Origin of the sequence: Burkholderia diffusa, from assembly GCF_902499115.1 — a bacterium.
Classification (GTDB): domain Bacteria; phylum Pseudomonadota; class Gammaproteobacteria; order Burkholderiales; family Burkholderiaceae; genus Burkholderia; species Burkholderia diffusa.
On the sequence record NZ_CABVPN010000003.1, the window covers coordinates 274042 to 288759 of the forward strand.

General features: G+C 67.4%; 11 protein-coding genes. 9 read left to right on the top strand and 2 right to left on the bottom strand.

What is annotated here, in order from left to right; genetic code table 11:
- Nucleotides 1-87: 87 nt before the first annotated feature.
- The 7 genes from BTE28158_RS04775 (at nt 88) to BTE28158_RS04805 (ending at nt 7418) form a co-directional block, all read left to right on the top strand.
- Complete coding sequence (locus BTE28158_RS04775; RefSeq protein ID WP_151050263.1) at nt 88-1023, top strand: LysR family transcriptional regulator; 936 nt, start codon at nt 88-90, stop codon at nt 1021-1023.
- 134 nt (nt 1024-1157) lie between these two features.
- Nucleotides 1158-1385, top strand: coding sequence for a sulfurtransferase TusA family protein (locus BTE28158_RS04780; RefSeq protein ID WP_006753156.1), 228 nt, complete (start codon nt 1158-1160; stop codon nt 1383-1385).
- Nucleotides 1386-1609: 224 nt separating this feature from the next.
- Nucleotides 1610-2047 (top strand): peptidase, encoded by a 438-nt coding sequence (locus BTE28158_RS04785; RefSeq protein ID WP_151049674.1) that lies wholly within the window; start codon nt 1610-1612, stop codon nt 2045-2047.
- Nucleotides 2048-2299: 252 nt separating this feature from the next.
- The gene (locus tag BTE28158_RS04790) at nt 2300-3004 is read left to right on the top strand and encodes a response regulator transcription factor (RefSeq protein WP_006402120.1); all 705 of its coding nucleotides are present in this window, start codon (nt 2300-2302) and stop codon (nt 3002-3004) included.
- On the top strand, nt 3001-4368 hold the full coding sequence (locus BTE28158_RS04795; RefSeq protein ID WP_151049671.1) for a FecR family protein: 1368 nt from the start codon (nt 3001-3003) through the stop codon (nt 4366-4368). Before BTE28158_RS04790 ends, BTE28158_RS04795 begins: the two co-directional genes overlap by 4 nt.
- Nucleotides 4369-4378: 10 nt before the next feature.
- Nucleotides 4379-6766, top strand: a complete 2388-nt coding sequence (locus BTE28158_RS04800) for a CHASE2 domain-containing protein (RefSeq protein ID WP_151049669.1) — start codon at nt 4379-4381, stop codon at nt 6764-6766.
- A gap of 37 nt (nt 6767-6803) precedes the next feature.
- Nucleotides 6804-7418, top strand: a complete 615-nt coding sequence (locus BTE28158_RS04805) for a DUF4136 domain-containing protein (RefSeq protein ID WP_151049667.1) — start codon at nt 6804-6806, stop codon at nt 7416-7418.
- 61 nt (nt 7419-7479) lie between these two features.
- On the opposite strand, the gene galU is transcribed toward BTE28158_RS04805, so the two are convergent.
- Together galU and BTE28158_RS04815 are read right to left on the bottom strand one after the other, a co-directional pair.
- Entirely contained in the window at nt 7480-8364 is an 885-nt protein-coding gene (galU, locus tag BTE28158_RS04810) for a UTP--glucose-1-phosphate uridylyltransferase GalU (protein WP_151049665.1), read from the bottom strand.
- 87 nt (nt 8365-8451) lie between these two features.
- A complete protein-coding gene (locus tag BTE28158_RS04815; RefSeq protein WP_124626506.1) occupies nt 8452-11319 on the bottom strand; it encodes a valine--tRNA ligase in 2868 nt (955 codons plus the stop codon).
- A gap of 213 nt (nt 11320-11532) precedes the next feature.
- On the opposite strand from BTE28158_RS04815, the gene BTE28158_RS04820 reads away from it, so the two are divergent.
- Together BTE28158_RS04820 and BTE28158_RS04825 are read left to right on the top strand one after the other, a co-directional pair.
- Nucleotides 11533-13896, top strand: a complete 2364-nt coding sequence (locus BTE28158_RS04820) for a UvrD-helicase domain-containing protein (RefSeq protein WP_151049663.1) — start codon at nt 11533-11535, stop codon at nt 13894-13896.
- A complete protein-coding gene (locus tag BTE28158_RS04825) occupies nt 13893-14690 on the top strand; it encodes a 5'-methylthioadenosine/adenosylhomocysteine nucleosidase (protein ID WP_124903726.1) in 798 nt (265 codons plus the stop codon). Before BTE28158_RS04820 ends, BTE28158_RS04825 begins: the two co-directional genes overlap by 4 nt.
- Nucleotides 14691-14718: the final 28 nt, after the last annotated feature.

Consider the following 14718-nt stretch of genomic DNA (forward strand, 5'->3'; position numbering starts at 1 on the left):
TGGACGGAACCTAGTCTAGGCAAAGCGGCGGGGCGGGAGAAGGCCGCGCAGCTTGATTCACTGTTCAGAATTATGAATAATCGGTGAATGAATCAGCAAAATGTCCAGGCGCTCTGGCCGCATATCCATTCGCTGACCGTACTGGCGGCGGCAGGCAGTTTCACGGCCGCCGCGCAGCGGCTCGGCATCAGCAAGGCCGCGATGAGCCAGCGCATCGCCGATCTCGAGAAGGCGGCCGGCGTGCCGCTGGTGCGGCGCACGACGCGCAGCGTTCGGCTCACCGACGCGGGGCAGACGCTGGTCGACAGCACGCGCGACGCGTTCGAATCGATCGGCCAGCACTTCGCGCGCGTGAAGGACCTGGCCGGCGAACCGCGCGGGCTGCTGCGCGTGACGGTGCCCGTCGCGCTGGGGCGCCAGCAGGTCGTGCCGCACTTGCCCGATTTCCTGCGGCAGCATCCGGGCGTGCATATCGAACTCGACCTGTCCGACCGGCTGCATTCGCTGACGCAGGAGGGTTTCGACCTCGCGATCCGCCATACGACGATCGCGCCGCAAACCCACGTCGCCTGGAAGCTGTGCGACACGCGTTCGTTGCTCGTCGCGAGCCGAGACTACCTCGACGCGCGCGGCACGCCGCGCCACCCGAGCGAACTCGTCGACCACAGCTGCCTGTGCTACCTGCGCGACAACGAACCGGCGGCCTGGAGCTTCGAGCCGGACGGCCGCCGGCGCCAGCGCGTGAGCGTGCCCGTGCGCGGCAGCTTTGCGGCGAACAACAGCGAGGCGATGCGCGAGGCCGCGCTCGGCGGGCTCGGCATCGCGCTGCTGCCGGATTTCAGCGCGCGGCGCGATCTCGACGCCGGCCGGCTCGTCGTGCTGCTCGACGGCTGGCGACCGTCGGGCGCGTTCGGCGACCACATCTTCGCGATCCGGCCGTACAGCCCGGTCGTGCCGAGTGCCGTGCGCGCGCTCGTGCGGCACCTGCGCGAGCGGCTCGCGGGCGGTTTCACGGGCGCCTGACGGGCGAGGGCTCGCGAGGGCGGGCTCGCCGCGTCGCATGGCCGGGCCCCGGCCGCGCGGGCAGGGGGGCGCTGCGGTAAAATCGCTGTTTCCTCCCGCGCCCGTGTGGCGCGTCATTCGAAGGTCGACAGCCGATGCAGATTCACAAGGAAGTGGATGCGCGCGGGCTCAATTGCCCGTTGCCGATCCTGCGCGCCAAGAAAGCGCTCGCCGATATGGAGAGTGGGCAGATCCTCAAGGTGCTCGCGACCGATCCGGGCTCGCAGCGCGATTTCGCCGCATTCGCGAAGCAGACGGGCAACGAGATCGTCGAAGTCACGACCCAGGACAAGACGTTCGTATTCCTGATGCGCCGCCGCTGACGGTCCGCATCACGCGCCGCTTGCGGCACCCACGGGCAGCGCTCGTTGCGGCCTGGCCGCGCCTCTGACACCTCTGACAATTCTTAAACCTCGTCACACGGCCGGCTGCGTATACTGACCCGGCCGGTCGTCCGTCTCGGATGGATGCGCCGGCCACGGTACGTCACATGAGGCTGGCACGGGGGCCATGCCTGACGCTACCGTCGTACAAACGGGGAGAGGACATGTCCTTCAGACCAGGGACCATTCGAAGTCCGTCCGCAGCGGAATGCATCGCGCCCGCACGCGCGGCGGGGTTGAGCCGGATCGAGCTCGACCCGGAACGGGATCGCCACGCGCGTGCCGCGCTGGAAGCGTATGCCGATTCGGCGGCGGCCGAGATGCCGTGGCTGGCCGAATCGCTCGATGAAAGGCTGCGCGGCGCAGCGCAGGACGACGGCGCAGGCTTCACGTATTGCGGCGCAACGGTCGAGCGCGTGTTCGATATCGCGCAGACGTGGGCGGCGAGCCAGCCCGACTACGCGGCGCCGGCGTGGGAGCGCGTGCGCGGCCAGCTGGAGCGGCTGCTGCGGCAACCGGAAGATCTCCCGGTCGCGCGGCTGCGGCGCCTGTCGACCGACGATCTGGCCGAGCCGGTGGCCGGCAAGGCCGGCCCCGACTAGGCGCGTGATCGCGCGACGGGAAGGATTATTCGAATAAAGGACCGTAGTTCGCGCAATTTCTTGGCGAATTTCATACTACTATGGTGAAATCGCCGGTTCGTCCGTGCCCCGTTTTCGAGATATTTTGCCGGGGTGCCGTGTCGCGCAGGTTGCGCGCTCGGCAAACGACGGCTCGCCGGCCGGCGTCGGCGGTTGCGCGGGGTGAGCGCGGGGAGCTGAACTGGACGAATCGATTTCGATTTGCGGGGTGCTATGAGAATTGCTGTACTGGATGACGATCCGGCCCAGACGGATTTCGTCAGTCAAACGCTGACGGCCGCCGGCCACACATGCTATGCGTTCAAGGAAGGCAAGGCCCTGAAGAAGCGTCTGCAGCGCGAGACGTTCGATCTGCTCGTGCTCGACTGGAATGTGCCGGACATGTCCGGCGAGGAAGTGCTCAAGTGGGTGCGTGCGAACCAGACCGAGCACAGCCTGCCGATCATCTTCATGACGAGCCGCGACGACGAGGCGGGGATCACGCAGATCCTCAATGCCGGCGCCGACGATTACGTGGTCAAGCCCGTGTCGGGCCCGATCCTGCGCGCGCGCATCGGCTCGCTGCTGCGGCGCGCGTATCCGGTCAACGCGGAGGCGACCGTTCGCGAGTTCGACCAGTTCCGCTTCGACGTGAACCTGAAGCAGGCGTACGTCGGCGACAAGGCCGTGAGCCTCACGCAGAAGGAATTCGAGCTCGCGCTGCTGCTGTTCCAGCACCTCGACCGACCGCTGTCGCGCGCGCACATTCTCGATCTCGTGTGGAAGCAGGCGACCGACATTCCGTCGCGCACGATGGACACGCACATCTCGATGCTGCGCACGAAGCTCGGCCTGCGGCCGGAAAACGGCTATCGCCTCGCGCCGATCTACGGCTACGGCTACCGGCTCGAGCGGGTCGGCCAGGGAGAACCGGAGTGACCCAGCGAATCACGCAGCGCACGGCGCGCTTGCGCACGGCGGCACTGCACGCGGCGTGCGCGGTCGCGGTTGCGTTCGCGTTCGCGGCACAGCAGGCCGTTGCGCAGCCGCCCGCTGCCGTGGGCAAGACGGTCGTCTACCGCACGCATGCCGGCGACACGCTGTACGACGTCGCCGCGCGCTACCTGCAGGGGCCGGACGACTGGCAACTCCTGCAGCAGATCAACGGCGTGCCCGCGCCGAAGCGCCTGCAGCCGGGCGTTGTGCTGAAGCTGCCCGTCGCGCGCTTGCGCAAGGAAAAGCTGACCGCGCGCGTCGTCGCAGTGCAGGGCACGGCCGAGCGCGCGTCCGGCGCCGCTTACGCGCCGCTCGTGAGCGATGCGACGCTCACCGAGGGCGACCGCGTGCGCACGGGCGCGAACGGCTTCCTGACGCTTGAACTGGCCGACGGCACGCACATGAGCCTGCCGCCCGACAGTCAGCTCGACCTGAAGACCTTGCGCCGCACCGTGCTGACCGGCACGCTCGATCGCGAATTCGAACTCACGCGCGGCTCGGTCGACAGCGAGGTCACGCATCTGAAGAAGCGCGACGACCGCTTCCAGATCCGCTCGCCGTCGGTCGTGGCCGGTGTGCGCGGCACGCGGTTCCGCGTGAACTACGACGCCGCCGGCAACGCGGCGACGCGCGTCGAGGTGCTCGACGGCACCGTCGGCGTCGCGGGCAAGCAGCAGTCGGCCGATCCGACGCTCGTGCATGCGAACTTCGGCAGCGTCTCGACGTCGTCCGGCGCGGTCGGCGCACCCGTGCCACTGCTGCCGGCGCCCGCGCTCATGCATCCCGACAAGGTGCAGGACGAGTCCGACCTCACGTTCGACATCGTGCCGCTCGAGCGTGCGCATGCCTATCACCTGCAGCTCGCGCGCGACGCGGGCATGCTCGAGCTGTTCAGCGAAACGCGCACGGTCTCGTCGCGCGCGGTGTTCCGCGAGGTGCCGAACGGTACGTACTTCGTCCGGATTGCCGCGATTGACGACAACGGCCTCGAAGGCATGCCGCACATTTACGCGTTCGAGCGGCGCCTGATGGGGCTCGACGCGACGGCGTCGCCCGGCCCGAACGGCTATGAGTTCCGCTGGTCGCCGAACGGCGCGAGCAAGGATGCGCGTTATCGGTTCGTGCTGTCGCGCTCGAAGGACCTGAGCGCGCCGGTCGTCGACCAGATGGGCCTGCAGGCGCGCAGGATCACGGTTTCGCACCTGCCGCCCGGCGACTACTACTGGGCGGTGACGGTCGAGGAGTTCGACGGCGGCAAGTTCTATCAGAAGACGAGTCCGGTCAGCGCGTTCACGTTGTCGCGCTGACCCGCGGCGCATGAAAACCGACTCCGTTTCCCCGCGGCGGCGCCTCGGCCGCCGCTTCCTGATCGAGTGGATCGCGATCGGCTGCCTCGGGATCGCGGTGATCCTCGCGTGCGCGTTCGGCCGGTTCTCGTCCAGCGTCGACGGGCTCATCTACGACCGGCTGCTGATGCTGCGCAGCCTGCCGTTGTCGCCCGATGTCGTCGTCGTCGACATCGACAACCAGAGCGTGTCCGCACTCGGTCGCTGGCCGTGGCCGCGCAGCGTGCACGCGCGGCTGCTCGACACGCTGGCGCGTGTGCAGCCGGCTGCCGTCGTCTACGACGTGCTGTTTACCGAGCCGTCGCCGGAAGATCGCGCGTTCGCGGACGCAATGACCCGTGTGCCGACCTTCCTGCCTGTCTTGCTGAGTCCCGAGCAGGCGGACGGCACGCGCACCATCGATCCGCCGGTGGCCGAGCTGTCGGCACGCACGATGGGGCTTGGCCACATCAATCTCGAAGTCGACCCCGACGGTATCGTGCGCAGCGTCGCGCTGTTCGAAAGCGACGGACGCGTGCGCTGGCCGCAACTGATGGTGCCCGTCTATCGTGCGATCCAGGCCGGCCGGCTGCATCCGGTCGGCGGTGTGCCCGGCGCGAATGCGCACGACCTGTCGCGCGACGCGACCGGGGAGGGCCGCTACCTGATCCCGTTCAGCCGCAACACGCCCGCCTATCCGACGCTGTCGTTCGACGACGTGCTCGAAGGACGCGTGAAACCCGACGCGCTGCGCGGCAAGATCGTTGTCGTCGGCGTGACCGCATCGGGCCTCTACGACCGCTTCGCGACCCCGGTGTCGGGTGACTTCGGCCCGCTCGCCGGCGTGTACATTCATGCGAACGTGCTCGACATGCTGGCCACCGGCAGCGCGATCCTGCCCGCGTCTCGTATCTGGCTCTTCGCCGCATCGCTGCTGCCGCTCGCCGTGCTGCTGGGCGGATTCCTGATGCTGTCGCCGTGGCGCGCGCTGCTGCTGACGCTGAGCCTGGCCGCGCTGTCCGTCGTCGCGAGCCTGGCGCTGCTGTTCGAGGCGCGCGTGTGGCTGTCGCCCGCGCCGGCGATCTTCGGGCTGATCGCCGTCTACCCGATCTGGAACTGGCGGCGCCTGGAAATGACGATGTCGTACCTGCGCCGCGAACTGCAGCGGCTGGCCGACGAGCCGCATCTGCTGCCCGAGGCGCCGCGCACGCGCAGCGTCGGCGGCGACGTGCTCGAACGGCAGATGGCGCTGATGGCGCAGGCCGCGCAGCGCGTCCAGGACATGAAGCGCTTCGTGTGGGACAGCCTCGACAGCATGCCGGAGCCGATCTTCGTCACCGACCTGGCCGGGACCGTGCTGATCGCGAACCACGCGGCGAAGCGCTACGGGGAACGCCTCGCGCTGCCGCTGCCGGAAGGGCGGCCGCTGCGCGCCGCGCTCGGCGAGCTGACCTTCGTGAAGACCGTCGACGGCAACGCCGAACACGACGTCACGATCCGCGAACACTGGCCGGCCGCGCTCGACCCGACGCTCGGGGCCGAAGACGAAGCGATGGCGCGCGGCATCGAGGTGCGCGATCGCGACGGGCTCGACCATCTGTTACGCTACGCCCCGTGTACGAATGCGCAGGGCCACGTGACGGGCTGGATCGCCGGCCTCGTCGACGTGACCGAACTGCACGCGGCCGAGCGGCAGCGCGAGGAGGCGCTGCACCTGCTGTCGCACGACATGCGCTCGCCGCAGTCGTCGATCCTCGCGCTCGTCGAGATCGAGCGCGATCGCGTCGAAACCGACGCGATGCGCGGGCTGCTCGCGCGGATCGAGCGGTATGCGCACCGCGCGCTGTCACTCGCCGACGAGTTCGTGCAGCTGGCGCGCGCGGAGTCGCAGGCATATCAGCTCGAACCGACCAGTCTCGTCGACGTGCTGATCGACGCGAGCGACGAAGTCTGGCCGCAGGCGCAGGCGAAGCGCATCCGCATCGAGACCGACGTCGGCACCGACATGTGCTGGGCGCGTGCCGACCGCTCGCTGATCACGCGCGCGTTCGTCAACTTGCTGAACAATGCGGTCAAATACAGTCCGTCCGACACGGTGATCACGTGTACGCTGACGGTCGAGCATGCGTCGAAGCGGATGTTCTGTACGATTCGCGATCAGGGGTACGGCATTGCGCCGGAAGATCAGCGGCATCTGTTCGAGCGTTTCAAGCGATTCCATGCGGGCGAGCGGCCTGAAATCTCGGGCTCGGGGCTCGGCATGGCATTCGTGAAGACGGTCGTCACGCGCCACGGCGGCAGCGTGACGGTCGACAGCGAAGTGGGTGTCGGCACCGCGGTGACGGTGTCGCTGCCCGCGATCGACGAGCCGTCCGCCTGACAGGGCCGGGCACGACGGCAGGCATTTGGGGGAAGTCATGAGAAAGGAATGGGCAGCGACCGCGGTGGCGGTGGCGCTGTTGACCGGTTGCGCCGGCGTCACGACCGGCGTGAGCGCGCTCGGGCAGCCGACCGCGTTCGAATCCGGGGCGCACGACTACGATTTCGTTCGCACGGCCGCGCAGGCGGACGACGCCGAATACCGGCAGATCGAGACGCTCGTGCGCGACGAACTCGCGCACCGCGGCTTCGACGCGCAGCCCGGCCAGGCCGCGCGCTACCGGCTGTCGATCGCGTACGCGACGCAGCCGGCGTCGGTCGCGGCGACGGCCGACCAGTGCGGTGCGGCAAGCAGCGCGTGCGTGACCGTCGACGGGCCGGCACCGTTGGCGCTGCCGTTCGCCGGCAAGGTGTACCGCCACGTGCTGACGCTGCGTTTCGTCGACGCGAAGTCGGGCGCCGACGTCTATCGCGTGTCGGCGTCGATGCGCGATCGCGATGCGGGCACGCAGCGGGCCGCGCCGACGCTCGTGAAGAGCGCGCTCGCGAATCTGCCGTTCGAGCAGGGCGACGGCTGGCTCGTGAAGACGAAAAAAGACGACGCGGGCGCAATGCCAAGCGTCGTCTCTGTGAAGTCGGCCGCCATGCGCTGACGCGCCGGCCGTGAGGTGAGGGCGGGCCCGCCGCGCCAGGCGAGGCCGGCCCGTGCGCCGTTCAGGCAGCCGGTTGCCCGTTGCCGCGCGCGCGCAGGTACGCGTCGAACTCTGCGCCGACTTCCGGGTGGCGCAGTGCGAATTCGACCGTCGCCTTCAGGTAGCCGAGCTTGCTGCCGCAGTCGTAGCGCGTGCCCTGGTACTTGTACGCCAGCACCTGTTCATCGGCGAGCAGCGCCTGGATCGCGTCGGTGAGCTGCAACTCGCCGCCTGCGCCCGGCTTCAGCGCGCGCAGGTGTTGGAAGATCCGCGGCTTCAGGATGTAGCGGCCGACCACGCCGAGGTTCGACGGCGCGACTTCCGGCGCCGGCTTCTCGACGATCGCCGACATCTTCACGATCGACTCTTCCCATTCCTTGCCGTCGACGATGCCGTACGACTTCGTCTCCGACGGCGGGATCTCTTCCACGCCGATCACCGAGCTGTGATAGTGGTCGAACACATCGACCATCTGCTTCATCACGGGCGGGTTGCCGTCGAGCAGGTCGTCGGCGAGGATCACCGCGAACGGATTGTCGGCGACGAGCTTCTCCGCGCACAGCACCGCATGGCCGAGGCCGAGTGCTTCCGGCTGGCGCACGTAGAAGCAGTCGACGTGGCTCGGCTTGATGCTGCGCACGAGTTCGAGCAGTTTCTCCTTGCCGCGCGCCTCGAGTTCGGCCTCGACTTCGTACGACTTGTCGAAGTGATCCTCGATCGCGCGCTTGCTGCGCCCGGTCACGAAGATCATCTCGGTGATGCCCGCGGCGATCGCTTCCTCGACGGCGTACTGGATCAGCGGCTTGTCGACGACGGGCAGCATTTCCTTCGGGCTCGCCTTCGTTGCCGGGAGGAACCGCGTGCCGAGACCGGCAACGGGGAATACCGCCTTGGTGACTTTCAACATGATCGAACCTTTATTCCTGTAATCGACTTGTCAGACAGTCTATGTTCACGTTCCGATTATAGTGAACGCAAACGACCTTACTGTTTGTTACGCAGGCAACCGATCGAGCTGAGCGCGCAGTTTTTCCAGCGTGCTCTGGAATTCCGCGACGCGCTTCTGCTCCTGTTCGACCACGGCCGGCGGCGCTTTCGCGACGAACGCCTCGTTGCCGAGCTTCGCGTTGCACTTCGCGATCTCGCCCGTCAGACGCGCGATTTCCTTCGACAGGCGCTCGCGTTCGGCCGCGACGTCGATTTCCACCTTCAGCACCAGCTTGTTCGGGCCCACGATCGCGATCGGCGCGCCGTGCGCCGCCTGGTCGAGCGTCGCTTCGTCGGCCAGGATCTGCACTTCCGACAGGCGGGCGAGGGCCTGGACGTACGGCGCGAACGAGCGCAGGCGCTCGGCATCGCCGGCCGCGAGCAGCGGCACCTTGGTCGCCGGCGACAGGTTCATCTCGCCGCGCAGGTTGCGGCACGCGTCGACGATCGCCTTCAGGTCGGCCGCCCATTGCTCCGATGCCTCGTCGATCTTCTGCAGGTTCGCAATCGGATACGCCTGCGTCATCAGCGACGCTTCGCCCTCGGCCTTGCCTTGCGGATAACGGCCGGCGAGCGGCGCGACCTTCTGCCAGAGCGCTTCGGTGATGAACGGAATGATCGGGTGCGCGAGGCGCAGCACCGTTTCCAGCACGCGCAGCAGTGTGCGGCGCGTCGCGCGCTGCTGTTCCGGCGTGCCGTTCTGGATCTGCACCTTCGCGAGTTCGAGGTACCAGTCGCAGTACTCGTCCCACACGAACTTGTAGATGCTGGTGGCGATGTTGTCGAAGCGGTAGTCGGCGAAGCCCTTCGCGATGTCGGCCTCGGTGCGCTGCAGGAGCGACACGATCCAGCGGTCGGCCGCCGAGAAGTCGAGGTAGCCGCCGGGGCCGCAGTCGCCCGCGCCGCACACTTCCGGCTTGTCGGCGCCGCAGTCGTGGCCTTCGCAGTTCATCAGCACGAAGCGCGTGGCGTTCCACAGCTTGTTGCAGAAGTTGCGATAGCCTTCGCAGCGCGCGAGGTCGAAATTCACGTTGCGGCCGAGCGTCGCCATCGACGCCATCGTGAAGCGCAGCGCGTCGGTGCCGAACGCGGCGATGCCGTCCGGGAATTCCTTGCGCGTCTTCTTTTCGATGGTGGCGGCCTGTTTCGGGTTCATCAGGCCCGTCGTGCGCTTCGCGACCAGCGTCTCGAGGTCGATGCCGTCGACGATGTCGATCGGGTCGAGCGTGTTGCCCTTGCTCTTCGACATCTTCTGGCCTTCCGCGTCGCGCACGAGGCCGTGCACGTAGACGGTGTGGAACGGCACCTTGCCGGTGAAGTGCGTCGTCATCATCACCATCCGGGCGACCCAGAAGAAGATGATGTCGAAGCCCGTGACGAGTACCGACGACGGCAGGAAGTGCTTCAGTTCAGGCGTTTCGTTCGGCCAGCCGAGCGACGAGAACGGCACGAGCGCCGACGAGAACCACGTGTCGAGCACGTCTTCATCGCGCTTCAGCGCGCCCGTGTAGCCTTGCGCGGCGGCCTTCGCGCGCGCGTCTTCCTCGTTGCGTGCGACGAACACCTCGCCGTTCTCGCCGTACCATGCGGGAATCTGGTGGCCCCACCACAGCTGGCGCGAGATGCACCAGTCCTGGATGTTCTCGAGCCACTGGTAGTAGGTGGTCGTCCAGTTTTCCGGCACGAACTTGATCTGGCCGTTGCGCACGACGTCGAGCGACGTTTCGGTGATCGACTTGCCCGGGTTGAACGTGCCTTCCGGCGCCGGCTTCGTCATCGCGACGAACCACTGGTCGGTCAGCATCGGCTCGATCACGACGCCCGTGCGGTCGCCGCGCGGCACCATCAGCTTGTGCGGCTTCACGGAGTCGAGGAAGCCTTCCGCATCGAGGTCGGCGACGATCGCCTTGCGCGCGTCGAAGCGGTCGAGGCCGCGATACTGCTCGGGGCCGTTGTCGTTGATCTTGGCGTCGAGCGTCAGGATCTCGATCGGCGTGAGGTTGTGGCGCAGGCCGACCTGGTAGTCGTTGAAGTCGTGCGCGGGCGTGACCTTCACGACACCCGTGCCGAACTCGCGGTCGACGTAGTCGTCGGCGATCACCGGGATCTCGCGGCCCGTCAGCGGCAGCGTGACGAGCTTGCCGATCAGGTGCGCGTAGCGTTCGTCTTCCGGATGGACCATCAGCGCGACGTCGCCGAGCATCGTCTCGGGACGCGTCGTCGCGACGGTCAGCGAGCCCGAACCGTCGACGAGCGGGTAGCGGATGTGCCACAGGTGGCCGTTTTCCTCTTCGCTCGCGACCTCGAGATCCGACACCGCGGTGAGCAGCACCGGATCCCAGTTGACGAGGCGCTTGCCGCGGTAGATCAGGCCCTGTTCGTAGAGCGTGACGAACACGTCGCGCACGGCGGCGGACATCTTGTCGTCCATCGTGAAGTATTCGCGCGACCAGTCGGGCGACGCGCCGAGGCGGCGCACCTGGCCGGTGATCGTCGAACCGGACTTTTCCTTCCATTCCCACACGCGCTCGACGAACTTCTCACGGCCGAGGTCGTGTCGCGACACGCCCTGTGCGTCGAGCTGGCGCTCGACGACGATCTGGGTCGCGATCCCCGCGTGGTCGGTGCCGGGCAGCCACAGTGTGTTCTCGCCGAGCATCCGGTGGTAGCGGGTGAGGCCGTCCATGATCGTCTGGTTGAACGCGTGGCCCATGTGCAGCGTGCCCGTCACGTTCGGCGGCGGCAACTGGATCGAGAAATCGGGGCGGGCCGGATCGAAGGCCGGGGCCGCATAGCCGCGCTTTTCCCACTCCGGCCCCCATTGGGACTCGATGGTGCGGGGCTCGAAACTCTTCGCAAGCGTGTTGTCGCTCATGGTGGAAATCTGCCGAAAAATGCGTGAATTGGATGCCGAATCTGACAATTATAAATGGATGCACATCGGCCAGCCATTGCTTGCCCGCGCGGGCAGGTCGCAGGGGCGCCGCAACGCGGGCGACGGCATGCGGCGGAACGGATCGAAAACGGCATCGCGCGGCCGACTTATAATGGCGGGTCCGCACTTTTCTCGCACGTCCGCTGCCGCTCCATGCCCGATCTGCTCGCCAATCTGAACCCTGAACAATACGCCGCCGTCACGCTGCCGAACGAACCGGCGCTGATCCTCGCGGGGGCGGGCAGCGGCAAGACCCGCGTGCTGATCACGCGCATCGCGTGGCTGATTCAGCAGGGCTACGCGTCGCCGGCCACCGTGCTTGCCGTCACCTTCACGAACAAGGCCGCGCGCGAAATGATGGCGCGGCTGTCGGCGATGATGCCGATCGACACGCGCGGCATGTGGATCGGCACGTTCCACGGGCTGTGCAACCGGATGCTGCGCACGCACTGGCGCGACGCCAGCCTGCCGCAGACCTTCCAGATCCTCGATACGGCCGACCAGTTGTCCGCGATCAAGCGGCTGATGAAGGCGGCGAATGTCGACGACGAAAAATATCCGCCGAAGAACGTCCAGTACTTCATCAACAACGCGAAGGAGCAGGGGCTGCGTCCCGACAAGGTCGACGCGTCCGACAACTTCAACCGCAAGTTCGTCGAGCTCTACCAGGCGTACGACCAGCAGTGCCAGCGCGAGGGTGTCGTCGACTTCCCCGAGCTGCTGCTGCGCTGCTACGAGCTGCTCGCGTACAACGCGCCGCTGCGCGCGCACTACCAGGCGCGCTTCAAGCATATTCTCGTCGACGAGTTCCAGGACACCAACAAGCTGCAGTACGCGTGGCTCAAGATGCTCGCGGGCGGCGAGAACGCGATCTTCGCGGTCGGCGACGACGACCAGTCGATCTACGCGTTCCGCGGTGCGAACGTCGGCAACATGCGCGACTTCGAAGACGAATTCCGCGTGCGCAACCTGATCAAGCTCGAGCAGAACTACCGGTCGCACGGCAACATCCTCGACGCGGCGAACCAGCTGATCTCGAACAACTCGCATCGCCTCGGCAAGAACCTGCGCACCGACGCCGGCCATGGCGAGCCCGTGCGCGTGTACGAGGCGAGCACCGATGCGCAGGAAGCCGGCTGGATCGTCGAGGAGATCCGCTCGCTGATCAACACCGGGATGTCGCGCAGCGAGGTTGCCGTCCTGTATCGCAGCAATGCGCAGTCGCGTGCGATCGAGCACACGCTGATGACGTCGGGCATCCCGTATCGCGTGTACGGCGGCCTGCGCTTCTTCGAGCGCCAGGAAGTGAAGCACGCGCTCGCGTACCTGCGCCTGATCGACAACCCGAACGACGACACCGCGTTCGTGCGCGTCGTGAATTTCCCGACGCGCGGGATCGGCGCGCGCTCGATCGAGCAGCTCGCGGACGCCGCGCGCCTGTACGACTGCTCGATGGCCGCGGCGATCCCGTACGTCACCGGCAAGGCTGGCACGAGCCTCGGCGCGTTCGCGAACCTCGTCGCGAAGATGCGCGCCGAGACGCAGCAGATGAGCCTGCCGGAAACGGTCGAATACGTCGTGCGCGCGAGTGGCCTCGCCGATTTCTACCAGGGCGAGCGCGAAGGCCAGGACCGCCTCGAGAACTTGCAGGAACTCGTGAACGCGGCCACCGCGTTCGTCAGCGAGGAAGGCTACGGGCTCGATGCGCCGGCCCGCTCGATTCCGCTGCGCGCGGGCGCGATCGCGGCGCCGGAGCTTGGCGTGGACGTGGACGATCCGACAGTCGACGTGCTCGATCCGGCGCCGCTCGGCGACCCCGCGCAGAACCCCGACACGATGACGCCGCTCGCGGGCTTCCTGTCGCACGCGTCGCTGGAAGCCGGCGACAACCAGGCGCAGGCCGGCCAGGACGCGGTGCAGCTGATGACGGTGCACGCGGCGAAGGGTCTCGAATTCTCGGCCGTGTTCATCACCGGCCTCGAGGAAGGGCTGTTCCCGCACGAGAACAGCGTGCTCGAATCGGATGGTCTCGAGGAAGAGCGGCGGCTGATGTATGTTGCGATCACACGCGCGAAGGAGCGGCTCTACCTGTCGTTCGCGCAGAGCCGGATGCTGCACGGCCAGACGCGATACAACGTGCGCTCGCGCTTTTTCGACGAATTGCCGGAGCACGTGCTGAAGTGGCTCACGCCGAAGGTCGAGGCGGGCTCGCGCTGGGGCGGCCGCTCGGACAACGCCGGCTGGGGGCGCGACTGGTTCGCGCGGCCGGGCGGCGGCAGTCGCGAGCAGGTCGTCGACGCGGCGGTCTCCGCGCCGCTGCCGGCGTTCGCGAACAAGCAGCGCGCGGCCGACACCGGCTTCCGCATCGGCCAGCAGGTATTCCATACCAAGTTCGGCGAGGGGACGGTCACTGCGCTCGAAGGCAACGGCGCCGATGCGAAGGCGCAGGTGAAGTTCAAACGGCACGGCGAGAAGTGGCTCGCGCTGGCGGTCGCGAAACTGCAGGCGGTGGAATGATGACCATCGCCATGACTGAAACGGTTTCGACGCGCCCGCTCGGCATTCTGGCAGCGCTGCCCGAGGAACTCGGCGACCTGATCGCCGCGATGCGTGCCGAAGGCGTGATGAAGACGATCACGCTCGGTCGCCGCGATTATCACGTCGGCACCGTGCACGGCGCGGCCTGCGTCGTCACGCTCGCGCGGGTCGGCAAGGTTGCGGCCGCCGCGACGGTCAGCGCACTGATTCATGTGTTCGGCGTGTCCGGCATCGTATTCACCGGCGTCGCCGGCGGCGTGTCGCGCACGGTACGCGTCGGCGACGTCGTCGTCGCCGATCTGCTGCTGCAGCACGATCTCGACGCGTCGCCGCTGTTTCCGCGCTACGAGGTGCCGCTGCTCGGCATCACGCGGTTCGCGACCGATGCGGCGCTGACGGCTCGTCTGAAGGCCGCGTGCACGCTGTTCGTCGCAGAGGAGGGCGCGCGGTTCGCCGAGCGTTTCGGGCTGGCGGGTGCGACGTTGCACGGCGGGCTGATCATCAGCGGCGACCGCTTCGTGTCGAGCGAGCGGGAAGTCGTCGCGCTGCGCGACGCGCTGCCGGACGCACTCGCGGTCGAGATGGAAGGTGCGGCGATCGCGCAGGTGTGCGCCGAGCACGACGTGCCGTTCGCCATCGTGCGCACGATCTCCGATACGGCCGACGATCACGCGACGCAGTCGTTCTCGCATTTCCTGTCGGCGATCGCGAGCAGCTATTCGTCCGGCATCCTCAAGCGTTTCCTTTCGCTGCATGCGACGACGGCGGCCTGAAGCCGCCGTCGCATTTTCCCTTCGAATC

Excerpts from the sequence above, each read along its gene's own strand:
- BTE28158_RS04805 (WP_151049667.1), top strand. The coding sequence starts at position 6,804 with ATGAGAAAGGAATGGGCAGCGACCGCGGTGGCGGTGGCGCTGTTGACC.
- galU (WP_151049665.1), bottom strand. The coding sequence starts at position 8,364 with ATGTTGAAAGTCACCAAGGCGGTATTCCCCGTTGCCGGTCTCGGCACG.
- BTE28158_RS04790 (WP_006402120.1), top strand. The coding sequence starts at position 2,300 with ATGAGAATTGCTGTACTGGATGACGATCCGGCCCAGACGGATTTCGTC.
- BTE28158_RS04820 (WP_151049663.1), top strand. The coding sequence starts at position 11,533 with ATGCCCGATCTGCTCGCCAATCTGAACCCTGAACAATACGCCGCCGTC.
- BTE28158_RS04780 (WP_006753156.1), top strand. The coding sequence starts at position 1,158 with ATGCAGATTCACAAGGAAGTGGATGCGCGCGGGCTCAATTGCCCGTTG.
- BTE28158_RS04800 (WP_151049669.1), top strand. The coding sequence starts at position 4,379 with ATGAAAACCGACTCCGTTTCCCCGCGGCGGCGCCTCGGCCGCCGCTTC.
- BTE28158_RS04775 (WP_151050263.1), top strand. The coding sequence starts at position 88 with ATGAATCAGCAAAATGTCCAGGCGCTCTGGCCGCATATCCATTCGCTG.
- BTE28158_RS04815 (WP_124626506.1), bottom strand. The coding sequence starts at position 11,319 with ATGAGCGACAACACGCTTGCGAAGAGTTTCGAGCCCCGCACCATCGAG.
- BTE28158_RS04785 (WP_151049674.1), top strand. The coding sequence starts at position 1,610 with ATGTCCTTCAGACCAGGGACCATTCGAAGTCCGTCCGCAGCGGAATGC.
- BTE28158_RS04825 (WP_124903726.1), top strand. The coding sequence starts at position 13,893 with ATGATGACCATCGCCATGACTGAAACGGTTTCGACGCGCCCGCTCGGC.